Below are 22615 nucleotides of genomic sequence, written 5' to 3' on the forward strand. Positions count from 1 at the left end.
AAGCCTGGAGCTACCGCGGGCGCACCAACACCGACTGCGCGATGACGCCGACGGCCCCGTCGTCGTCGAACAGGGTCCCGACCGTAGTCCCCACGCCGTCAGGCCCGTACATCGTCTCCGATCGAATACCCGTCCATTCGCCGACCGGAACCCGGTGAAGATGCACCACCAGATCGGTGTTGAGGAACGTGTACTTCCTGATGTCGATCTTCGAGCCGATGCCATTGGCGCAGTCGGCGACCGCGAACAACCGCTCTAGCGGCGTGATCTCCTCGCCCTGCACCAGATCGACCTGGGGCCGCAGCCACGATTCGCCCGGACCCGGTGCCATGTGGTCAGTCAGCCACAGCCACTCCAGGCTGTGCACGTAATTGGGGTCGAAGTTGTCGGCAAGGTTGCGGTTCACCCCCGCCGAGCGCGGTGACAGCGGAGCGACCGGCGCCGACAGCAGTGCTCCGGTGTCCAGCGTCAGCATCCGCCATCCGCTCGCGCTGGCGACCGGACGGGGCTGCCCGTCCGGACCTGTACCGAGCATCTGGGCGGACACCAATTCGATTTGCTTGCCGCGTCGTTCGACGGTCGCGGTCATCCACAGATCACCGTCTGCGGGAACCGGGCCCAGTAGGTCCACGACCACCCTGCTGAGCCGCGTGTCGTCGCGGCGCTGACAACGCTGCACGGCGCGGACCAACAGTGCCGACACCGGGCCGCCGTGCTGGATGTGCGACGTCCAGGTGCTGCGAACCATGTCGGTGGCCCGGAACCTCTCCCCGCGGGGATCGTCGGCGTCGACGAGTTCGTAGTAGCTGTCGGTCATGGTCACCTCTCGATTGACGGAAAGCCCGCGCCGGGGATCTCGACCCTGACCATCTCGACGCCCGACCCGCGGGTGCCGACGAGCCGCTGTGGATAGGCGTCGGGGGCCGACACCAGGAACAGGGTGCGCCGGTCCGGACCGCCCAGGATGCAGGCGATGGCCGCGCGGTCGCCGATGTCGATGCGATCGGTGACCTCGCCACCGGCCACCACCCGCTCGAACTGATGCGCCAACGTCATCGACGTCCACACCCCGCCGGCCTCATCCAGGGCGATTCCGTCCGGTGGACCGTCGAGCCCGTCGGCGAAGACCCGACGCCCGGACAGGGACCCGTCCGCGTTGATGTCGTAGGCGGTCAGCCGTCGCCCGATCGATTCCGCGACGATCAACGTGCCACCATCCGGCGTGATCGCCATCCCGTTGGGGAAGTCAAGGTCACCGGCTACCACGGTCACCGAATCGTCGGGATCGACCCGGGCGATGATGCCGCCCTCGCGGGCCTGCGATCCGACATAGGCCCGGCCGTGTGCGTCGACCACCATGTCGCCGAGACCGGCCGGTGCGATACCGGACAGGTCGGCGACCTCGGTGACGGCTTCCCCGTCATAGCCCAGCAGCAGCCGCCGTTCGGTGGACACGATCAACAGCGTGCCGTCGGGACGGAACCCCAGACCGGCGGGCGCGTGGCCGGGCAGCTCCACCGTGGTCACCGACCCGTCGATGCTGATCGTGTGCACGGCGTCGCCGAGCATGTCCGAGAGCCACAGCAGGCCTTCAAACCAGCGTGGGCCTTCACCGAAGCAGAATCCGCTGGCAAGCTGAGCGCGAGACAAGGAGCCGAGAACGGTCATGCCCTACCTTTACAAAACATCGCACAAATGTCACGCTCCGTACGTGGCACTGTCAACGACCCACGCGTTATCGGAGGTCTGAAGCTGTGTGGTGTTATCGGCTTGTCGCGCCGTACACGTTCGAACGGCTCACGGTGCCGGATCCGCCGCATGACCGTCTGCGCGACGGACAGGTGCTACTGAAGTTCCTGGCCGCCGGCATCTGCGGCAGCGACATCCCCGGATTCAAAGGCGTGCAGGGCCGCCTGCCCGGTGACACCGGAGCGCTCGCGGCCGAAATGGCGGGTTTCCCGGTCCACGAGATCGTCGGCGAGGTGCTGGCGAGCAACCACCCTGAGCATCAGCCCGGTGACCGCGTGGTCGGCTGGGCGTCCGGCTTCGACGGCCTGATGGAATTCGTGATCTCCGACGGCAACGGGCTGGCCCCCTACGACCCCTCTCTGAGCCCGGCTCACGCGGTGGGCCTACAGCCGCTGGCCTGCATTCTGTATGCGCTCGAACAACTTCCACCGCTGGACGGCAAGCGGGTGGCAGTGATCGGGCAGGGATCGATCGGATTGTTGTTCTCGTTTGCCGCCAAAGCCGCCGGCGCCGAGCATGTCACCGGGGTAGACCCGATCTACCGCGACGACGTCGGCGCGGCGTTCGGTGTGGACACCGTGGTGCGGTCCACCAGCGACCGCTGGGTGGCGCACCTGGCACCGCACGCCAAACCCGACGTCGTCATCGAGGCCGTCGGTCATCAGGTCTCCACCCTCAACAACGCGGTCGAAGCGGCCGGCTTCGGCGGCACCGTGTTCTATTTCGGTGTGCCCGACGACGACAGCTACCCGATCAGTATGCGCACCATGTTGCGCAACAATCTCACGCTGAAATCCGGTGTGACACTGGAGCGCCGGCGAGTGCTCGACGCCGCGGACGCGTTCGCCCGCAAGCATCCCGACCTGCTCGGCAACTACGTCACGCACACCTTCGACATCGCCGACGTGCAGGAGGCGTTCGAATTCGCCTGCCGCCCAACCCCGGGACGGGTCAAGATTTCGATCGTGGCCTCATGACCGCCAGCAGACTGCAGCAGGCGCTGGCCGACAAACCGCAGGTGTGGGGTGGCTGGATCACCGGTCCCAGTTTCCTCGGTCCGGACGAATTCGCGCACGCCGGTTACGACTACGTCGGTTTCGACATCCAGCACGGCTACCTCGACGACGCCGACGTGGCGCAGGTCCTGCGCCGCATGGAGCACGTCCCGATCGCCACCGCGGTGCGGGTGCCCTCGGCCGCTGCCGCACCGATCGGGCGGGTGCTCGACGCCGGCGCCGATGCGATCATCGTCGCGATGGTCGATCGTCCCGAACAGGCCGCTGAGGCGGTCGCTGCAACCCGCTACGCGCCCAGCGGAATCCGCAGCTTCGGGCCACTGCGCGCCAGCCTGGGGATCGACCCCGTCGCGCTGGCCGATCGAGTCAGCGTGTTCGCGATGATCGAGACCGCCGCCGGACTGGACGCGGTTTCTGACATCTGTGCGGTGCCCGGTCTGTCCGGTGTCTACGTCGGTCCGGCGGACCTGGCCATCTCCTTGGGCGACGAGGTGGTCAAGGCGACCACCCGGCCCAGGGTGAGGGATGCGGTCATCCGTGTCCAGCAGGCCGCGACCGCGGCGGGCATCGTGGCGGGCATCCACGCCGGTGATGGAACCACAGGAAAGGAACTGGCCGCGTTGGGCTTTCAGCTGATCACCTTGGCCCCGGAGTCACAGGCCTTACGCCGCGGGGCGGTCGCGCACCTCGCCGAGGCTCAGGGGCACGAATGAGTGACAAAGTCGCACTGGTCACCGGGGCCGCGCGCGGCCAGGGCGCAGCGCTGGTCAGACGGCTGCGCGCCGACGGCTTCCAGGTCGCCGCCGCTGACCGGCTGATCGACGATCTGCGCAACCAGATCGAGGAGCTCGACGACCCGGGGGTGATCGCCGTCGAATTGGACGTCACCTCCGAGCAGCTGTGGGCGGCGGCGGTGGCCGAGGTGGTCGATCGGTTCGGCGGGCTGAGCACACTGGTGAACAATGCCGGCGTACTGCACCGCGCGCCGCTGTCCGAGGAGACCGCGGAGGGTTTCGAAAGCAGCTGGCGGTTCAACACTTTGGGCCCGTTCCTGGGTATCAGGGCGTCGCTTCCCCATCTCCGGGAGGCCGAGGGCGCGGCGATCGTCAACACGTGCAGCACCGGCGCGATCCGGCCGTTCCCGTTCCACGCGGCGTACGGATCGTCGAAATGGGCGTTGCGTGGCCTCACCCAGATCGCGGCAGCCGAGCTCGCCGGTGACGGCATCCGGGTCAACGCGGTGTTCCCCGGGCCGATCGACACCCCGATGCTCGACGACACCGCGCGGCAGCGACTGATCGAACGGTCCTACAGCGGCCGCCTCGGTCAGCCGATGGAGGTCGCGGATGCGGTCGCCTTCCTGGTGTCCGAGCATGCGGCGTTCATCACCGGAGCAGAGCTCGTCGTCGACGGTGGCCAATGTCTGCGGATCGGGTGACCACCCTGTCGGTCGGTGTCATCGGCGCCGGTCCGGGCGGTCTGGCGCTCGGGATCTTCCTGTCCAAGGCCGGGTTTCGGGACTTCACCATCTTCGACCGCGAGGACGGTGTCGGCGGCACCTGGCGCATCAACACCTATCCGGGCCTGGCGTGCGATGTGAAATCGCACTTGTACTCGTACTCGTTCGACCTGAACTCGCAGTGGAGCCGAATGTGGCCCGGGCAGCCCGAACTGCTGCAGTACTTCGAACGCTCGACCGACCGCCACGGACTGCGACCGCACCTGAGACTGAACACCGAAATCACCTCGGCACAGTGGGATTCGGACACTCAGACCTGGACGCTGAGCGACTCGTCCGGCGCCCGGCACACCTTCGACATCGTGGTCTCGGCGGTAGGGATGTTCACCCGCCCACTGCTGCCCGAGTTGCGTGAGCAGGAGCCGTTCACCGGGACGCTGATGCACACGGCACGCTGGGATCATTCGGTGGACCTCACCGGCGCCCGGGTGGCCGTGCTGGGCACCGGCTCCACCGCCTCGCAGCTCCTGCCCGAAGTCGCCAAGGTTGCCGACAAGGTGTACTCGGTGCAGCGCTCCCCCACCTGGATCCTGCCCAAGCCGGACCGCCCCTACAGCGACCGGGAGCGCTGGGTCTTCCGGTGGATTCCGTTCGCCAAGAAGTTCTACCGGACCCGGCTGTGGCTGCGCAGTGAACGCAACATCTCCGTGATCGAGAACGGCAGCGACAAAACGCAAGAATTCAAGGATATTTCGCTGCGATACCTGGAATCCTCGGTCGCCGACCCCGAACTGCGGGCGAAGCTCACCCCGGACCACCCGCTGGGCTGCAAGCGGCTGGTGTTTGCCGCCGACTACCTGTCCACGCTGACCCAACCGCACGTCGAGGTGGTGTCCAGCCCGGCCCGCTCACTGCGGGCGCGCACACTGGTCACCGAGGACGGCTCGGAACTGGACGTGGATGTGGTGCTGTGTGCCACCGGGTATGCGGCCACCGACTATCTGGGCCAGATCGAGGTCCGCGGTGAGGATGGCCGATCGCTGCACGACACCTGGCGCGACGGTGCCTTCGCGTACCTGGGCATGGCCGTTCCGGGCTTCCCGAACTTCTTCATGCTGTACGGGCCCAACACCAACGTCGGATCAAACAGCGTGATCTTCGTGCTCGAGGCGCAGGCCCGCTACATCGTGCGAACCCTGAAGCATCTGCGCCGCAACGGGAGACGTTACATCGCGGTGAGACCCGACACCATGTCTTCGTTCTTGGCCGACGTCGACCGGTGGATGGAAGGCACCGTGTGGACGACGCGGTGCAGCAACTATTTCCGGGCGCCCAACGGCCGGGTGGTCACCCAGTGGCCGCGCAGTGCAGGCGCGTTCTGGGCCATGACCCGCCGGTTCCGCGCACGCGACTACGCGTTCGCCCCGCCGGACGCCTAGCCATGGAACCGGACCCCGAGCTTCTGCGGCGGCTGGATCCCGTTCTGCATCCGTTCGCCGCCGCACGCACTGACCTGTCGCTGAACAGCCTTGCGGCCGTGCGTGACTCGCTCGACGTCCGGCGCGCCGAGACCATCGCCGAGATCGACGCGACAGGAGTCGATATCGTCGACGACGATGTCGCGGGAGTTCCGGTGCGCTTCTACCGCGGTGCGCCGTCTCCGTCGCCCACGGTGATCTATTGCCACGCAGGCGCATTCATGCTCGGCAATCTCGACACCGATCACCGCCAGTGCGTCGAACTGGCCCGGCGGGGCGGCTGCACAGTGGTGTCCGTCGACTACCGGCTGGCTCCTGAACACCCCTTCCCCGCCGCGCTGGACGACGCGACGACCGTGCTGCAGTGGACCTGGACGGCCGGGCCGGACCTCGGACTCGACCGCGACCGCCTGGTGCTCGCGGGGAACAGCGCGGGCGCGGCGCTGGCCGCAGGTCTGGCCCAGCGAGCTGCGGCCGGCCAGACTCCGCCGATCGCGGGCGCGTTGCTGCACCAGCCGGTCCTCGACGATCGGCCCACGGCATCGAAGACGGAGTTCGACTCGACGCCCGGATTCGACGGTGCCGCCACCGAAGCGATGTGGCGACACTACCTCGGCGCGACCGGCCCGAGCGCCGCCGCAGTCCCTGCACGCAGTCACCAAATAATCGGGGCGGCAAGCACATTCATCACGTGCTCGGAAGTGGATCCGCTTCGTGACGAGGCGCTGGACTACGCCGGCCGGCTGATGAGCGCCGGCGTCCGCACCGATCTGCATGTCTTCGGCGGTACCTGTCACGGTTTCGACTCGCTGTGTCCGGACTGGGAGGTCAGTCAGACGTTGCTGGCCATGCAGGCCGCGGCACTCAGGCGATTCTTCGAACTGCAATGACCTTTACAGATTAGCCGTGAAGTGTCACGCTGTGTGGCGTGCATGAACTCGACCAACGAGACCGGCAGCACGAGGTGGCCAGGTCGCGCCAGCGGACAGCCCGGCTGGCCCGCTACCAACTCGATGTCGTCGGCGCCCACGTGGCCGACGTTGTCGACTCGGCCGGCGGCTGGCTGTTCGACCGGGTGATGGCCGGCTGGGATGTACGGGTCGCGGTCGCCGACGCCGGCAACCTCGCCGCTCTTCGCATCCTCGGCGTCCAGCCCATCGAGCTGCGCGCAATGTTCGACGGGGCAGACGCGCCCACCGCGCTCGCGCTGGCCGGCGCGATGTGCGGGGAGGACGACCGGGTCCGCGACGCGTTGGCGGCGTCGGTCCGCTCGGCACGCACCGAGGTCACCGTCTGGGGTGATGTGTGGCTGCCCAGCGTGGGTCGCCGAGGATTCGAGGTCCGCCACCAACTGAGCGCTGCGGCAACGGTGTTCAAAGCGCAGGCGGCGGTCGCGGCCGGGCTGGACGCTACGGTCGCCTCCTTCGAGGCGTTCCGCAGCTACGGCCGGGGTGTTCGCACCGAGTACCCGGACCTGCTGCCCGTCGGCTGAGCGACTAGCGGTCGACGAAGATGTCGATGATGGGGTTGTCGCCACCGCCGTAGCGGGACAGGTCCTCGACCCCGGCGGCACGCAGGACTTCGGAGTCGATCAAGCAGCCGCCGTTGACCTTCGAACCCGGCGAGGTGATGATCTCGACCGCCGCGTCGGCCATGATCTCGGGACTGCGCGAGGACGCCAGCGCATCCTCGAAGTCGGCCGAGTTGGCCACCGCAGAGGTCGCGATGTAGGTCTCCGGCCATAGGCAGGTGAAACCGATTCCGGTGTCGGCGTATTCGGCCGCCCAACCCAGCGACAGCAGCGTCATCCCGTACTTGGACAGCGTGTAGGCCGGGTGCGCACCCAGCCAGTGCGGGTTGAGGTTGAGCGGCGGGGCGATCGTGACGACGTGGCCGTTGGGCGATGTGCGCAGATGTGGCAGACACGCCTTGGTCAACAGGAATGTGCCGCGAATGTTGATCTGCTGCATCAGATCGAACTTCTTGGCCGAGAGCGTCTCAGTGGGGTCGGTGGCGATGGCGCTGGCGTTGTTGACGCAGATGTCGACCCCACCGAACTCCGTCACCGCGGCGTCGACGGCGCGCGCGACGTCCTCTTCGCTGCGTACGTCACCGACGACGGCGATGGCCTTGCCGCCGGCCGCTTCGATCTCGGCGGCCGCGGTATAGACCGTGCCCGGCAACTTCGGGTGTGGCTCGGCGGTTTTGGCCAGCAAGACGACATTGGCGCCGTGCCGGGCCGCGCCCAGCGCGATGGCCAGACCGATACCCCGGCTACCGCCCGAGACGACCAGCGTGCGGTCGGTGAGCGAATGCTTCTCGGCCATCATTCTCCTCGCTGAAAATTGCATTCTCTTTTTCAGCGAGCATAGTACTCAGTCGGGAAGAATGAATCGGAGGGTCACGACCGGGGTCAGTCACCCGGCCGCGAGTGACGGCCGTAGCTCTGGACCTCCGCGGGCTCGTCGCGGTAGTGGCGGGCACGACGCGGCTCGCCCGGATCGCTGAGGCGGTGACGTGACCCGTCGCCATCCAGCGCGAAACCGTTGTGCACCGGGCCAATCGGCTCAACAACCGGCTCGGGTGGCGCGATCGGCGGCTGCCAGCTGATCACCTCGGTCTCGTCGTCGCGCTCGTCGCGCAGCGGCGGGGCGACCGGTTCCCGGTCCACCACGTACTCCAGGTAATCGTCGTCGTCGTAGCCGTCGTCGTAGACGGGGATCTCGTCGGTGATCTCATCGTCGTCGCGGACCGGGCGCGGTGCACCGAAACCGCCGACGACGAACAGGGCGGCCACGATCCCGAACAGCGCCCCGAACGCCGGCAGCAGCATCGACTGCGACAGGGCGGCGGAGAACGGTTCCCGCAGGAACGACGGAAGCTGCAGCACCGCAAGATCACTCGGTGCGGCATCGGCCGGTGCGGCCGGCATCTCGTCGCTGATCCGGGACGCCATGAACGCGGCCATCCCGGCGCTACCCAGCACCGAGCCCACCTGACGAGTCGCGTTGTACACACCTGACCCGGCGCCGGCCAGGTGCGCGGGCAGGTTGCGGGTGGCGGTGGCGGCCAGTGGCGCCCAGATGAACGCCATCCCGACCCCCATCGCGGTCAGCGCCAGCACCAGCCGCCAGATCGGCGTCGTCGGCGTCATGTCGATCGACAGCCACGTCAGCGCGATCGCCACCACCGAGAAACCGAACCCGAGGATCGGGCGAGGGTGAACCCGATCGGTCAACTGGCCCACGAACGGGGCGAGCACCCCGCTGGAGACCGCCATCGGCGCGATCAGCAGCGCCGAACGCGTCGGCGACAACCCGCACACCACCTGGGCGTAGAACATCACCGGCAGCATCATCGCGGTGACGACGAAACCGATCACGGCAACACCGATGTTGGACAGGCTGAAATCCCGGTCGGCGAACATCTGCAGCGGGATCAGCGGCTCGTTGCGGTTGATCGACTGCCAGTACACAAACGCCGTGAAGAACCCGATGCCGGCGACGATCACAGCCCAGATCCACGCCGCCCAATGATGGCCTTGGCCCTCCTGCAGACCGAACACCACCAGGAACATGCCGATCCCGGACAGCGCCACCCCGATGATGTCGAACCGGTGTTTGCGGGTGGGCAGCGCCGGAATCAGCCAGACCGCCAACCCGAGACCGATCACGCCGACGGGCACGTTGACGAAGAAGATCCACTCCCAGCCCAGCCGGCCGACGAGCACGCCGCCGGCCAGCGGACCGACCAGGGTGGCCACCCCGGCCGTCGCACCCCACAGGCTCATCGCCACACCGCGGCGCTCGGGCGGGAAGATCCGGGTGATCGTCGACAGGGTCTGCGGTGTCAGCAGCGCGGCGCCGAGCCCTTGCATCACGCGGGCGGCGATCAGCGTGTCGATGGACCCGGCCAGACCGCACCACAACGACGACGCGGTGAAGATGGCCAACCCGACGATGTAGAGGTTCTTGGGTCCGAAGCGGTCGCCGAGGCGGCCGGCCAACAGCAACGGCACGGCGTAGGCCAGCAGGTACGCACTGGTCACCCAGATCACGGTGTCGTAGTCGGTGATCTGCAGCCCGTCCATGATGCTGGGATTCGCGACGGCGACGATCGTCGAATCGACCAGGATCATGAAGAAGCCGACCAGCATGGCCCACAGGGCGGGCCACGGGTTGGCCGGCACGTCGGGCACCGCGACCGGATCGGGGTCCAAGTCCACGTCCGGCGCCGGGCCGGCCATGTTCCTGGTCATATCCACTACCTCGTTTCGGCTACTGCGATGGTGTCGGCGCGCGCCCCCGTCAAACCCCCGCCGGACGTTTGGTGGGCCCCCGCGCCTCATGCCGTCACGCCGCCGGATCGAGCCTATCGACCCGTCGAGTCAGACCTGAGAGCGAGTCCGCGGCCGGAATCATCGCTCAGGTGTCTGACTCGTCGGTGCCACCGACGAACAGCAGCGCCACCAATGCGATCGCCACCCCGGCGGTCATCACCACCGACAGCGCGATCTCGTCGTTGCCCATCAAGCCGACGACGGGTGCGATCACCGCGCCGACACTGAACTGGGCGGCACCCAGCAGGGCGGCGGCGGTTCCGGACGCTTCATGATGGCGCGACAGCGCGACGGCGGGAGCGTTGGGGATGACGAAGCCCATCATCGCCAGCACAGCCCAGACCGGGACCAGGAAGCCGTAGATACCGCCGGTGTGGGTCACCGACAGCGCGACGAACACCGCACCGACCCCGGTCGCCACGGTCAGCGCGATCACCAGGATGCGTTGCGGGGACAACCGGCGCAGCAGAACGACATTGAGTTGGGTGGCGACGACGAACGCGATCGCCCCCGCCCCGAACACCAACGCGAAGGTCTGCTGATCCAGACCGTGACGGCCCTGCAGGACGAAGGCCGCACCGGCGATATAGGCGAACAGCCCGGCCATCCCGAGCGCGCCGACGATCACCAGGATGACGAACTTCAGGTCGCGCAGCAGACTTCCGTAGGTCGCGACGATCGAGCGGATCCGCAGCGGTCGACGGCTGCCGACCGGGAGGGTCTCCGGCAGCGCGAGCGCGGCCACCAGCAGCAGTGCGCCCGCCAGGACGATCAACACCGCGAATATCCAGTGCCAGGACGCCTTGAGCAGCACCGCCGCCCCCAGCGACGGCGCGACGATCGGCGCAACCCCGAGGATCAGCATCAGCCGCGACATCACGGTTGCCGCCGCGCTGTCGTCGAACAGGTCACCCACGACGGCGACGGCGACCACCATCGCGGCGGCCGCGCCCATCCCCTGCAGACCGCGGGCCAGGCTCAGCACGGCAACGTCGGGCGCGAACAAGCACAGCAGTGACGCCAGCATGTGCAACGCGATCCCGGCCATCAGCGGGCGGCGGCGGCCCAGCGAATCCGACAGCGGACCGACGATCAGCTGCCCGAGAGCCAATCCGGCCAGCGTTCCGGTCAGCGTCAACTGCGCCACCGACGAGGACACCCCGAGCTCGTCGGCAATCCGCGGAAGCGCGGGCAGATACATGTCGATGGTCAGCGGTCCCAGCGCGACCAGCGCGCCCAACACCACGATCATCCGCAGCCGGCTCGGCGCTGCCACCTCCGCGACGTCGGACGTCGCGTTATCGGTGGCCGTCACAGTTCGCGATGTTGCCATGCCGAACCACAGCACGCCCAGCCGATTGTTTGTTCCTCCTGCGGCTATCCGACCCACGGTGACCGGGATCACCGCGAGGCACCTTTCCCTGGTAGTCGTTCGTTAGCCTGGTGTTACGCCTATCAGGAAGGCACACCCATGAAGCTCCGTCGCGAGCAATTGCCGGCCAAGGTCGAGGACGACGCGACCATGTCCGCGCGGGTGCTCTCCCAGATCCTCGAGCGCAGCACGCGCGCCCAGGCGCCCGCCGTCCGCGCCTACGTTGCGCGGCTACGCCGGTCCAACCCCGAAGCGACCCCGGCCGAGATCGTCACCAAGCTCGAGAAGCGCTACTTGGCCGCGGTGATGGCCAGTGGTGCCGCCGTCGGATCGGCGGCGGCGTTCCCCGGCATCGGCACGCTGGCGGCGTTGTCGGCGGTGGCCGGGGAGACGCTGGTGTTCCTGGAGGCCACCACGGTGTTCGTCCTTGCCGTCGCCGACGTCCACGGCATTCCGCTCGAGCAGCGCGAGCGTCGACGCGCGCTGGTGCTGGCGGTGCTCGTCGGTGAAGAGAGCCGCGGCGCGATCGCCGACCTGATCGGCCCGAGCCGCACCAGCGGAGCGTGGCTGGCCGAGGGCGCGGACATGCTGCCGTTGCCCGCGCTGGCCCAGCTGAACACCCGCCTGATGCGCTACTTCGTCAAGCGGTTCACGCTCAAGCGGTCGGCGATGGCCTTCGGCAAGATGCTGCCGGTCGGCATCGGCGCCGCGGTCGGCGGCGGTGGCAACCGAATGATGGGCAAAAAGATAGTGAACAATGCCCGCTCGGCGTTTGGGCCCGCGCCCAGCCGGTGGCCGGTGAGCCTGCACCTGCTGCCTGCGATCGAGCCGGGCGGATAACCGTTCGCCGACCTCCGACGACCGGTTGTCGCACCACCGTCGGGCATGGAGCTGACGTGCTTCGGGAACACCGGAGAAGCGATAGCCTTTTAGACGGCGGCCAGGTGTTGTGGCGCAAGAGTGGGGCAAACCGTGCGAGCACGGCTTGCCGGGACGAAGGAATTGAGGCGAGGAACTGCCGTGAGCAGTACTAGTTCACCATTCGGACAGAACGAATGGCTGGTCGAGGAGATGTACCGCAAGTTCCGCGACGACCCCTCCTCGGTCGATCCGAGTTGGCACGAGTTCCTGGTCGACTACAACCCGGAGCCGACGAGCGACTCGGCCGCCGCCGGCAACGGGCAGTCCACCGCGACGGCGGCACCCGTCGCCCCGCCGGAACCGGCACCGGCTCCCCCGCCGGCCAAGGCGGCCCCCGCGAAGCCCGCACCGGCCGACAACGGCGCGGCGAAGGCCGCCCCGGCCAAAGCCCCGGCCAAGGAAGCTCCGGCCAAGGAGCCCGCGTCCAAGCCGGCTCCGGCCGCGTCGTCGTCGGATAACGGCGGCGAGAGCCAGGTATTGCGCGGCGCGGCGGCGGCCGTCGTGAAGAACATGAACAGCTCGCTGCAAATCCCGACCGCGACCAGCGTGCGGGCCATCCCGGCGAAGCTGATGATCGACAACCGGATCGTCATCAACAACCACCTCAAGCGCACCCGTGGCGGCAAGGTGTCCTTCACCCACCTGCTGGGCTATGCGATCGTGCAGGCGGTCAAGTCATTCCCCAACATGAACCGCCACTTCGCGGAGATCGACGGCAAGCCCAACGCCGTCACGCCGGCCCACACCAATCTCGGCCTGGCGATTGACCTCCAGGGCAAGGATGGCAAACGGTCGCTGGTGGTCGCCGCGATCAAGAACTGCGAAACCATGCGGTTCGGCCAGTTCATCGCGGCCTACGAAGACATCGTGCGGCGCGCCCGCGACGGCAAGCTGACCGCCGAGGATTTCGCCGGCGTGACGATCTCGCTGACCAACCCCGGCACGATCGGCACTGTGCACTCGGTGCCCCGGCTGATGTCCGGGCAGGGCGCGATCGTCGGCGCGGGCGCGATGGAGTATCCGGCCGAGTTCCAAGGTGCCAGCGAGGAGCGCATCGCCGAGCTCGGCATCGGCAAGCTGATCACGCTGACGTCGACCTACGACCACCGCATCATCCAGGGCGCGGAGTCCGGCGATTTCCTGCGGACGATCCACCAGCTGCTGCTCTCCGACGATTTCTTCGACGAGATCTTCTTCGAGCTCGGTATCCCCTACGAGCCGGTCCGCTGGCGCACCGACAACCCGGATTCGATCGTCGACAAGAACGCCCGGGTGATGGAGTTGATCGCGGCCTACCGCAACCGCGGGCACCTGATGGCCGACATCGACCCGCTGCGCCTGGACAAGACCCGCTTCCGCAGCCACCCCGACCTCGACGTCAACACCCACGGCCTGACCCTGTGGGACCTCGACCGGGTGTTCAAGGTGGACGGGTTCGCCGGCAAGGAATTCAAGAAGCTGCGCGACGTGCTCGGGCTGCTTCGCGACGCGTACTGCCGCCACATCGGCGTGGAGTACACCCACATCCTCGAACCCGAGCAGCAGAAGTGGCTGCAGGAACGCATCGAGGTCAAGCACGAGGGACCGACGGTCGCCCAGCAGAAGTACATCCTGTCCAAGCTGAACGCGGCCGAAGCCTTCGAGACCTTCCTGCAGACCAAATACGTTGGGCAGAAGCGCTTCTCGCTGGAAGGCGCGGAGACCGTCATCCCGATGATGGACGCCGCGATCGACCAGGCCGCCGAGCACGCTCTCGACGAGGTCGTGATCGGCATGCCGCACCGCGGCCGGCTCAACGTGCTGGCCAACATCGTCGGCAAGCCGTACTCGCAGATCTTCAGTGAGTTCGAGGGCAACCTGAACCCCTCGCAGGCGCACGGCTCCGGCGACGTCAAGTACCACCTCGGTGCCCGAGGCGACTACATCCAGATGTTCGGCGAGAACGACATCGAGGTCTCGCTGACCGCGAACCCGTCGCACCTCGAAGCTGTCGACCCGGTGATGGAAGGCATCGTCCGGGCCAAGCAGGATCTGCTGGACAAGGGAACCGGTGATGACGGCTTCACCGTCATGCCGATGATGCTGCACGGCGACGCGGCCTTCGCCGGCCAGGGCGTGGTGGCCGAGACGCTGAACCTGGCGCTGCTGCGCGGCTACCGCACCGGCGGCACGATCCACATCATCGTCAACAATCAGATCGGTTTCACCACCTCGCCGCAGGACTCGCGGAGCTCGGAGTACTGCACCGACGTCGCAAAGATGGTGGGAGCGCCCATCTTCCACGTCAACGGCGACGATCCCGAGGCGTGCGTCTGGGTGGCCCGTCTGGCGGTGGATTTCCGGCAGAAGTTCAAGAAGGACGTCATCATCGACATGCTGTGCTACCGCCGTCGCGGGCACAACGAAGGTGACGATCCGTCGATGACCCAGCCCTACATGTACGACGTCATCGACACCAAGCGCGGTGTCCGCAAGACCTACACCGAAGCCCTCATCGGCCGTGGCGACATCTCGATGAAAGAAGCCGAGGACGCGCTGCGCGACTACCAGGGTCAGCTGGAGCGGGTGTTCAACGAGGTTCGCGACCTGGAGAAGCACGAGGTCGAACCCAGCGAGTCGGTCGAAGAAGACCAGATGATCCCGCGCGGCATGACCACCGCGGTGGACAAGTCGCTGCTGGCCCGCATCGGCGATGCGCACCTGGCGTTCCCGGAGAACTTCAGCGTGCACCCGCGCGTCAAGCCGGTTCTGGAGAAGCGGCGCGAGATGGCCTACGAGGGCAAGGTGGACTGGGCCTTCGCCGAATTGCTGGCGCTCGGAACGTTTTTGGCCGAGGGCAAGCTGATCCGGTTCTCCGGTCAGGATACTCGGCGCGGCACGTTCACCCAGCGGCACTCGGTGATCATCGACCGCAAGACCGGCGCGGAGTTCACCCCGCTGGACCTGTTGACCGTCAACCCGGACGGCACGCCGACCGGCGGCCGGTTCCTGGTGTACGACTCGGCGCTGTCGGAGTACGCCGCGGTCGGCTTCGAATACGGCTATTCGGTGGGCAATCCGGACGCGCTGGTGCTGTGGGAGGCGCAGTTCGGCGACTTCGTCAACGGCGCCCAGTCGATCATCGACGAGTTCATCAGCTCCGGCGAGGCCAAGTGGGGCCAGCTCTCCGACGTGGTGCTGCTGCTCCCCCACGGCCACGAAGGCCAGGGCCCCGACCACACCTCGGGCCGCATCGAGCGGTTCCTGCAGTTGTGGGCCGAGGGTTCGATGACGATCGCGCTGCCGTCCACCCCGGCGAACTACTTCCACCTGCTGCGCAGGCACGGACTGGACGGGGTGCACCGCCCGCTGATCGTGTTCACACCGAAGTCGATGCTGCGCAACAAGGCTGCCGTCAGCGACATCCGCGACTTCACCGAGCAGAAGTTCCGGTCGATCCTGGAGGAGCCGACCTACACCGACGGCGACGGCGACCGCAACAAGGTCACCCGAATCCTGTTGACCAGCGGCAAGATCTACTACGAGCTGGTGGCCCGCAAGGACAAGGACAAGCGCGACGACGTCGCGATCGTCCGCGTCGAGCAGCTGGCGCCCCTGCCCAAGCGGCGGCTGAGCAACACCCTGGATTCGTATCCGAACGCCAAGGAGTTCTTCTGGGTGCAGGAGGAACCGGCCAACCAGGGTGCCTGGCCGACGTTCGGCCTGACGCTGCCGGAGCTGTTGCCGGAGAAGCTGACCGGGATCAAGCGCATCTCGCGGCGCGCCATGTCCGCGCCGTCGTCCGGCTCGTCGAAGGTGCACGCCGTCGAGCAGCAGGAGATCATCGACGAGGCGTTCGGCTAACCGCGACTGTGGGGCGTATGCACGCTATTTGGCACTTTTGCGTGCATAGCCCCCACACTCGACGCTCGCCTGCGGCTAGAAGCCGAAGTTGTTCAGCAGGTCCAGCGGGATCGGCGAGTTGCCGTTTGCCAGGTCCTGCATCGCACGCGGGCAGAAGTACGACACGGCCAGACCGGTGAACATGGTGGCCGCGCCCAGCGGGCGGCCCATCCGATCGGCGACGGTGGACGCGATGTCGGCGGTGTTCTGGCTGCGGTCGGCCAGCAGCGGGCAGATCGACTGACCCATCTCGACGGCCTGTGCAGGGTCCATTCCGGTGATACCGGCATTGCCCAACGCGGCCAAAAAGTCATCGGTGGTGGTGTCGGCCTGCGCGGGCGCCGCCAACGCGACGGCGCCGGCGATCAGTCCGGCAACCGCCCCGGCGCTGGCCATACGGCGAAATGTCATGCTCTAAGCATCGCGGTCGACCATCCCGCTGTTACCGGCGGGGTGCTTACCCGATAACCTGAGCCCATTCGACACACGTCAAACAACGCGAGGAGTCGTTCATGCAGGGGTTCGCCGGAAAGGTAGCGGTGGTGACCGGAGCCGGGTCGGGCATCGGTCAGGCACTGGCGATCGAGCTGGGCCGGTCGGGTGCCAAGCTGGCCATCAGCGATATCGACACCGAGGGTCTCGCGATCACCGAGGAGCGCCTCAAGGCGATCGGTGTGGACGTCAAGGCCGACCGGCTGAACGTCACCGAGCGGGAGGCCTTCCAGGCCTACGCCGACGGCGTCAAGGCGCACTTCGGCAAGGTCAACCAGATCTACAACAATGCCGGCATCGCGTTCTCCGGTGACGTCGAGATCAGCCAGTACAAGGACATCGAGCGGATCATGGACGTCGACTTCTGGGGCGTCGTCAACGGCACCAAAGTCTTCCTGCCCTACCTCATCGAGTCCGGCGACGGCCACATCGTCAACGTCTCCAGCCTGTTCGGCATCTTCTCCGTGCCCGGCCAGGCCGCCTACAACGCGGCCAAGTTCGCGGTGCGCGGCTTCACCGAAGCGCTGCGCCAGGAGATGATCCTGGCCAAGCACCCGGTCAAGGTGACCACGGTGCACCCCGGCGGGATCAAGACCGCGATCGCGCGTAATTCCACGGTGGCCGAAGGGCTCGATCAAGCCGCGATGGCCAGCGCCTTCGACAAGAAGCTGGCCAGGACGACGCCGGAGCGCGCAGCCCAGATCATCCTCGACGCCGTCCGCAAGAACAAGGCGCGGGTGCTGGTGGGGGCCGACGCCAAGATCCTCGACGTGATCGTGCGCATCACCGGTTCGGGCTATCAGCAGCTGTTCTCCACCGTGCTGCCCAAGCTCGCTCCCCCGATGCGCTGAGTGTCCTCAGCGCCCCAACGGGTGCGCGGACAACCATTCCTCGGCGACCGACCGCGGGTCGCGCCCGTCGGCGACGTGCTGGCGCATGTCGACCAGCGAGCCGGTGTCGAGCACGCCGGCGAGTTCGTTGATCGCGCGAACCTGCGGGTCGTCGAGTTCGTTGCGGCGGTAGAGCGGCACGATGTTCTCGGCCATCACCAGCTCCGGTTTGCGGTCGGCCAGGACGACCAGATCACTCGGCACACCGCTGTCGGCGGTTCCCGTCCAGCCCGCGGTGATGTCCCCCGCCTGTAGCGCGGCGAACATCGTTGCCTTGTCCGGGAAGTCGCGCGCCGGCGGGAGCGTGCAGCCGCCGACGGTGGTCGGCAGTCCCCTGGCGTATGCGACGGCTCCGAGGCGCAGCCCGGCGCAATGGCTCACCAGTGCGGTCAGATCCCGGCTGTCCCAGGCCGACGCGGTCGCGTCGGTGACGGCCAGCGCAGGCTTGTCGTCGGCGGCGGTGGTGTAGTCACCGGCCGCCACACCTTCGGGTAACACACCGAGCAGCGCCTTGTACACCTCGGAATCCGACCGGGCCTTCGTGCCCGGCGCGAACTTCTGCAGCAGCCTCCCGGTGAATCCCGGCACCACGCTCACCGCTCCGGAATCCAGCGCGGTCAAGGGATCCTCGACGATCTGCACGTGCGCGCCCGTCCCATAGGAGCGCAGAGCGGCGGCGTACAGATTGGCCAGCAGGGTGTATTCCGGGTCGGCAGTGGCGCCGACGGCCATCGACGGTCCCGGCGCCGGCGACCCGCAGGCGACCGCCGCCAGAACCAGAAGTCCGAGCATCAGCCGGCGAAACATCGTCGGCCTCAGCACGTTTCACTCAGGCTTCGGATGCCGCCGCCACCGCTGCAGCCACCGCAGGCCCGACCCGCGGATCCAGCGGGCTCGGCACGATGTGATCGGCCGCCAAGTCGTCGCCGACGACGGAGAAGATCGCCTCTGCCGCTGCGACTTTCATCTTCTCGGTGATCCGCCGCGCGCCGGCGTCCAGCGCTCCGCGGAAGACACCGGGGAAGGCCAGAACATTGTTGATCTGGTTCGGGAAGTCGCTTCGACCGGTCGCCACGATCGCGGCGTGCTTCCGCGCCGCGTCCGGGTGGATTTCGGGGTCGGGATTGGACATCGCGAACACGATGCCGCCGGGGGTCATCGTGGCAATCAATTCCTCGGGAACGAGTCCGGCCGAGACGCCCATGAAGACGTCGGCGCCGTTGAGCGCCTCGGCGATCCCGCCGGTGAGCCCGCGCGGGTTGGTCCGGGTGGCCAGCTCCGCCTTGACCGAGTTCATGTCGTCGCGACCGGTGTGCAGGATGCCCTGGCTGTCCAGCACGGTGATGTCGGTGATGCCCGCAGCCAACAGGATGTTCGTGCATGCGACGCCGGCCGCGCCCGCACCCGACATGACCACCTTCAGCGAGTGCATGTCGCGATCGAGAACCCTGGTGGCGCCGATCAGTGCCGCGAGTACGACGATCGCGGTGCCGTGCTGGTCGTCGTGCATGACCGGGCAGTCCAGCGCCTCGATCAGGCGGCGCTCGATCTCGAAGCAGCGTGGCGCGGAGATGTCCTCGAGGTTGACCGCGCCGAACGTCGGGCGCAGACGGATGATCGTCTCGACGATCTCGTCGGGGTCTTTCGTGTCCAACACAATCGGGATCGAGTCCAGCCCGCCGAAGGTCTTGAACAGCGCGGACTTGCCCTCCATGACCGGCAGCGACGCCGCGGGACCGATGTCACCGAGGCCGAGCACGGCGGTTCCGTCACTGATCACCGCGACCAGTCGATTGGACCAGGTGTAGCGCGCAGCCAGCGTGTGGTCGGCGGCGATCGCGCGGCTGACCTGGGCTACGCCGGGGGTGTAGGCGATCGACAGTGCGCGCTGGGTGTCCAGCGGCGCCTTCAGCTCGACGGACAGCTTGCCGCCCACGTGAGCGGCGAAGATCTCTTCGTCGTCGATAACGACGCGGGGGGTACTCACTGTTTCGGACACGGCGTCAGGGTACTCGCCCCCAATACCTCACCGACCAGGGTCTCCCCGGCATGAACTACGCCGACAACACTACCGGCGCGTAACATTTCGGCGGGGCCCGTCAGGGCCCCGCCTGCCGCTCACGGGGAGGTCGGGTCATGCCGTCGTTTCGTCCACGCCCACAGGCTCTGCTGGGCGTGACCCGCACCCGATCCACTCCCGTCGACGCCAAACGCATTCACGTGCCCGTCGCGCGGGCCATGGTCGACTGCGCGGTCTACGTCGAAGGTGACCGGCTAGCCGGCAAGTTCACCCACGCCGCCGCGCTGGAACGGGTTCGCGAGCTCGAGGCCGGCGGACAGAAGGCGTTCGTGTGGATCGGTCTGCACGAACCCGACGAACATCAGATGCAGGCGGTGGCCGAGGTGTTCGGCCTGCACCCACTGGCCGTCGAGGATGCGGTGCACGCCCACCAGCGCCCCAAGGTCGAACGCTACGACGACACGCTGTTCCTGGTGCTCAAGACGGTGACGTACGTGCCACATGAGTCGGTCGCGCTGGCCCGTGAAATCGTCGAAACCGGCGAGATCATGGTGTTCGTCGGCGCCGATTTCGTCGTGACGGTGCGCCACGGCGACCACACCGGACTGGCCGGACTGCGCAAACACCTCGAAGAGGAACACCAGCACCTGGCGCTGGGCCCGTACGCGGTCATGCACGCGATCGCCGACCACGTCGTGGACACCTACCGCGACGTCAGCGAGCTGATGGAGTGCGATATCGACGCCATCGAGTCGGAGACATTCTCCCCGCTCAAGAAAACCGACATCGAACCGATCTATCTGCTCAAGCGTGAAGTTGTCGAATTGCGAAGGGCGGTATCGCCTCTCACCGTGGCGCTCGGCCGATTCAATCCCGACTTCAAAGACCTGATGTCCAAAGAGATCCTGCGCTATATGCGCGACGTGCTGGATCACGCCGCGCAGGCGGCCGACCGGATCGAGTCCTACGACGAGATGCTGTCGTCACTGGTGCAGGCCGCCCTGGCGAAGGTGGGCATGCAACAGAACGTCGACATGCGCAAGATCTCGGCGTGGGTCGCGATCGCGGCGGTGCCGACGATGATCGCCGGTATCTACGGAATGAACTTCGAGCACATGCCGGAGCTGTCCTGGACGTGGGGCTATCCGGCGGTATTGGCCCTCATGGCGACCGTCTGCGGGTTCCTCTACCTGAACTTCCGGCGAAACAACTGGCTGTGAGGGTCTAACCCGGTTGCGCTGCACGCCTGTTCGGGTCCAGCACGTCGACCCCGTCGTCGAGCCAGGCCTGGCGCATCGCGTCGGCACCCTTGAGGCGCACCCACGCCGCCTCGGTCTGGGTCACCGGGATCGCCGCCAGGAACCGCACCGGGTCGCGGGGCGCCTCCAGCGGCAGGTCGGGAAGATCCGAATCACCCAGCAGCACAGCGGTGAACGCCGCACCGTCCCATAGCGGCGCGGACAAGTCGATCAGCGCGTCGGCGACCAGCACCACCCCCTCGACGGCGGGCGTGGCCGCCACCACGGCCAGGCTGCGGGCCAGCCCCGTGGTCGGCGTGGTGGCCCTCAGAGTCAGGACGACCTCGGCCCGCGGGCCGTGCAACGGGTCGGCGACGCCGGCCGTCGGCTCGGTCATCGGGTGCCGCGAACACCCCAGCGTCACATAGTGAGCCACGCCGCCCGGGTCCGGCCCGAACCGCAGCACCTCGATGCGCTCCAGTCCGAGGAATGTCACGCTGGCCGAATCCGGCTCGGCGTCCAGTCCGGCGTCGGCGAAGTGGCCGCGCACGTGCGCGCGGACCGAATCCAGGGGCTGACTCACTTAACCTGCGGGCGCAATGGTCAGATTCACGCCGCTGTCGGCGTCGAAGATGTGCAGCTTGGTCGTGTCGAACGCCAACTCGATCGACTGCCCGATCGCCGCCTTGGAATCCGCGGAAAGCCGTGCCACGAAATCGTTCTCACCGGCACCGGACTCGGCGGCCAGTTCAGCCAGCTGTGCCGCCTTCGCGCTGTCGCCGGCGGTCGTGAAGTACACGTACTTGTCGGCGCCCAGCGACTCGACCAGGTCCACCGTCACCTCGAAGGTGGTGGCCTGGATGCGTTCGTAGGCGTCCAGGAGCGCCGCATCCTCGAAGTGTTCGGGCCGGATGCCGACGATGACGTTGGCGGCCTTGGGGTGTTGCCCCAGAACGTTCTGGACGTCCTGGCTCAGCGTCACCTCGCCGAACGGCAACCGCAGGCTCATACCGTCGAGCGTTGCCGGGAAGAAGTTCATCGCGGGCGAGCCGATGAAGCCGGCGACGAACAGGTTCGCCGGCCGTCCGTACAACTCGCCCGGCGTACCGATCTGCTGAGCCTCACCGCCGCGCAGCACCACGACCCGGTCACCGAGCGTCATCGCCTCGGTCTGGTCGTGTGTCACGTAGACGGTGGTGGTCCCCAGCCGGTTCTGCAGCCGGGCGATCTCACCGCGCATCTGCACCCGGAGCTTCGCGTCGAGGTTGCTCAACGGCTCGTCCATCAGGAACGCTTTGGGCTGGCGGACGATCGCCCGGCCCATCGCGACCCGCTGGCGCTGGCCACCGGACAGCTGCGAGGGCTTGCGGTCCAGAAGCTCGGTCAGGTCAAGGATTTTCGCCGTCTCCTCGACCTTCTTGGCGATGTCGGCCTTGTTCAACTTGGCCAGCGTCAACGGGAACGCGATGTTCTGCCGGACGGTCATGTGCGGGTAGAGCGCATAGGACTGGAACACCATCGCGATGTCACGTTCGCGGGGCGCCTTCTCGTTGACCCGGTCGCCGCCGATCCGCAGCTCCCCGGCGCTGATGTCCTCCAGGCCGGCGATCATGTTGAGGGTGGTGGACTTGCCGCAGCCGGACGGCCCGACCAGGATGACGAACTCGCCGTCGGCGATCGTCAGGCTCAGATCCTTCACGGCAACAGCACCGTCCGGATAATTCTTGCTGACATGGTCCAGGACTATCTCGGCCATCGA

Annotated in this window: 20 protein-coding genes; 10 read left to right on the forward strand and 10 right to left on the reverse strand. The window is 67.3% G+C overall.

Translation table 11 applies throughout. From position 1 onward, the window contains the following. Positions 1–10: 10 nt before the first annotated feature. Together AB4879_RS03120 and AB4879_RS03125 are read right to left on the reverse strand one after the other, a co-directional pair. Positions 11–817: a thioesterase family protein gene (locus AB4879_RS03120; RefSeq protein ID WP_102808357.1), complete on the reverse strand. Its 807-nt coding sequence runs from the start codon at positions 815–817 to the stop codon at positions 11–13. Positions 818–819: 2 nt separating this feature from the next. Further along, the gene (locus tag AB4879_RS03125) at positions 820–1668 is read right to left on the reverse strand and encodes an SMP-30/gluconolactonase/LRE family protein (protein ID WP_370506393.1); all 849 of its coding nucleotides are present in this window, start codon (positions 1666–1668) and stop codon (positions 820–822) included. Between the two features lie 86 nt (positions 1669–1754). Between AB4879_RS03125 and AB4879_RS03130 the strand changes: the two genes are divergently transcribed. Genes AB4879_RS03130 through AB4879_RS03155 form a run of 6 tightly spaced genes read left to right on the forward strand, consistent with a single transcriptional unit; the run spans position 1755 to position 7194 of the window. Further along, on the forward strand, positions 1755–2726 hold the full coding sequence (locus AB4879_RS03130; RefSeq protein WP_370506394.1) for a zinc-binding dehydrogenase: 972 nt from the start codon (positions 1755–1757) through the stop codon (positions 2724–2726). Beyond that, positions 2723–3478, forward strand: coding sequence for an HpcH/HpaI aldolase/citrate lyase family protein (locus tag AB4879_RS03135; protein WP_370506395.1), 756 nt, complete (start codon positions 2723–2725; stop codon positions 3476–3478). The genes AB4879_RS03130 and AB4879_RS03135 overlap by 4 nt, the downstream gene beginning before the upstream one ends. Beyond that, the gene (locus AB4879_RS03140) at positions 3475–4203 is read left to right on the forward strand and encodes an SDR family NAD(P)-dependent oxidoreductase (RefSeq protein WP_370506396.1); all 729 of its coding nucleotides are present in this window, start codon (positions 3475–3477) and stop codon (positions 4201–4203) included. The genes AB4879_RS03135 and AB4879_RS03140 overlap by 4 nt, the downstream gene beginning before the upstream one ends. Then, complete coding sequence (locus tag AB4879_RS03145; RefSeq protein WP_370506397.1) at positions 4185–5663, forward strand: flavin-containing monooxygenase; 1479 nt, start codon at positions 4185–4187, stop codon at positions 5661–5663. The genes AB4879_RS03140 and AB4879_RS03145 overlap by 19 nt, the downstream gene beginning before the upstream one ends. Positions 5664–5665: 2 nt before the next feature. Beyond that, positions 5666–6592, forward strand: coding sequence for an alpha/beta hydrolase (locus AB4879_RS03150; protein WP_370506398.1), 927 nt, complete (start codon positions 5666–5668; stop codon positions 6590–6592). Between the two features lie 38 nt (positions 6593–6630). Then, positions 6631–7194 carry a hypothetical protein gene (locus AB4879_RS03155; RefSeq protein ID WP_370506399.1) on the forward strand — a complete coding sequence of 188 codons (564 nt, stop codon included), beginning with the start codon at positions 6631–6633 and terminating at the stop codon, positions 7192–7194. Positions 7195–7198: 4 nt separating this feature from the next. On the opposite strand, the gene AB4879_RS03160 is transcribed toward AB4879_RS03155, so the two are convergent. From AB4879_RS03160 to AB4879_RS03170, 3 genes are all read right to left on the reverse strand, one after another. Beyond that, a complete protein-coding gene (locus AB4879_RS03160; protein WP_370506400.1) occupies positions 7199–8029 on the reverse strand; it encodes an SDR family oxidoreductase in 831 nt (276 codons plus the stop codon). 86 nt (positions 8030–8115) lie between these two features. Beyond that, a complete protein-coding gene (locus tag AB4879_RS03165) occupies positions 8116–9858 on the reverse strand; it encodes an MFS transporter (protein ID WP_370506442.1) in 1743 nt (580 codons plus the stop codon). A 268-nt stretch (positions 9859–10126) separates the two neighbouring features. After that, a complete protein-coding gene (locus AB4879_RS03170; protein WP_370506401.1) occupies positions 10127–11374 on the reverse strand; it encodes a multidrug effflux MFS transporter in 1248 nt (415 codons plus the stop codon). 138 nt (positions 11375–11512) lie between these two features. Here AB4879_RS03170 and AB4879_RS03175 point away from each other — a divergent pair, with 138 nt between their 5' ends. Both AB4879_RS03175 and AB4879_RS03180 read left to right on the forward strand, forming a co-directional pair. Then, complete coding sequence (locus AB4879_RS03175) at positions 11513–12253, forward strand: hypothetical protein (RefSeq protein WP_102808347.1); 741 nt, start codon at positions 11513–11515, stop codon at positions 12251–12253. 180 nt (positions 12254–12433) lie between these two features. Further along, the gene (locus AB4879_RS03180) at positions 12434–16177 is read left to right on the forward strand and encodes a multifunctional oxoglutarate decarboxylase/oxoglutarate dehydrogenase thiamine pyrophosphate-binding subunit/dihydrolipoyllysine-residue succinyltransferase subunit (RefSeq protein WP_370506402.1); all 3744 of its coding nucleotides are present in this window, start codon (positions 12434–12436) and stop codon (positions 16175–16177) included. Positions 16178–16252: 75 nt separating this feature from the next. Here AB4879_RS03180 and AB4879_RS03185 read toward each other — a convergent pair whose 3' ends face one another. Next, on the reverse strand, positions 16253–16627 hold the full coding sequence (locus AB4879_RS03185; RefSeq protein ID WP_102808345.1) for a DUF732 domain-containing protein: 375 nt from the start codon (positions 16625–16627) through the stop codon (positions 16253–16255). A 101-nt stretch (positions 16628–16728) separates the two neighbouring features. On the opposite strand from AB4879_RS03185, the gene AB4879_RS03190 reads away from it, so the two are divergent. Then, on the forward strand, positions 16729–17559 hold the full coding sequence (locus AB4879_RS03190; protein ID WP_102808344.1) for an SDR family oxidoreductase: 831 nt from the start codon (positions 16729–16731) through the stop codon (positions 17557–17559). A 6-nt stretch (positions 17560–17565) separates the two neighbouring features. On the opposite strand, the gene AB4879_RS03195 is transcribed toward AB4879_RS03190, so the two are convergent. Together AB4879_RS03195 and AB4879_RS03200 are read right to left on the reverse strand one after the other, a co-directional pair. Then, the gene (locus AB4879_RS03195) at positions 17566–18405 is read right to left on the reverse strand and encodes a glycine betaine ABC transporter substrate-binding protein (RefSeq protein WP_370506443.1); all 840 of its coding nucleotides are present in this window, start codon (positions 18403–18405) and stop codon (positions 17566–17568) included. A 22-nt stretch (positions 18406–18427) separates the two neighbouring features. Next, positions 18428–19597, reverse strand: a complete 1170-nt coding sequence (locus tag AB4879_RS03200; RefSeq protein ID WP_102808343.1) for an NADP-dependent malic enzyme — start codon at positions 19595–19597, stop codon at positions 18428–18430. A gap of 137 nt (positions 19598–19734) precedes the next feature. Here AB4879_RS03200 and corA point away from each other — a divergent pair, with 137 nt between their 5' ends. After that, complete coding sequence (corA, locus tag AB4879_RS03205) at positions 19735–20838, forward strand: magnesium/cobalt transporter CorA (RefSeq protein WP_102808342.1); 1104 nt, start codon at positions 19735–19737, stop codon at positions 20836–20838. 4 nt (positions 20839–20842) lie between these two features. Here the strand turns inward: corA and AB4879_RS03210 are convergent, their stop codons facing one another. Together AB4879_RS03210 and AB4879_RS03215 are read right to left on the reverse strand one after the other, a co-directional pair. Next, on the reverse strand, positions 20843–21439 hold the full coding sequence (locus AB4879_RS03210) for a suppressor of fused domain protein (protein ID WP_370506403.1): 597 nt from the start codon (positions 21437–21439) through the stop codon (positions 20843–20845). Next, entirely contained in the window at positions 21440–22612 is a 1173-nt protein-coding gene (locus tag AB4879_RS03215) for an ABC transporter ATP-binding protein (RefSeq protein WP_370506404.1), read from the reverse strand. It lies immediately after the preceding gene. Between the last annotated feature and the right edge of the window lie 3 nt (positions 22613–22615).

The sequence above is a fragment of the Mycobacterium sp. SA01 genome, assembly GCF_041287105.1.
Taxonomy (GTDB): Bacteria; Actinomycetota; Actinomycetes; order Mycobacteriales; family Mycobacteriaceae; genus Mycobacterium.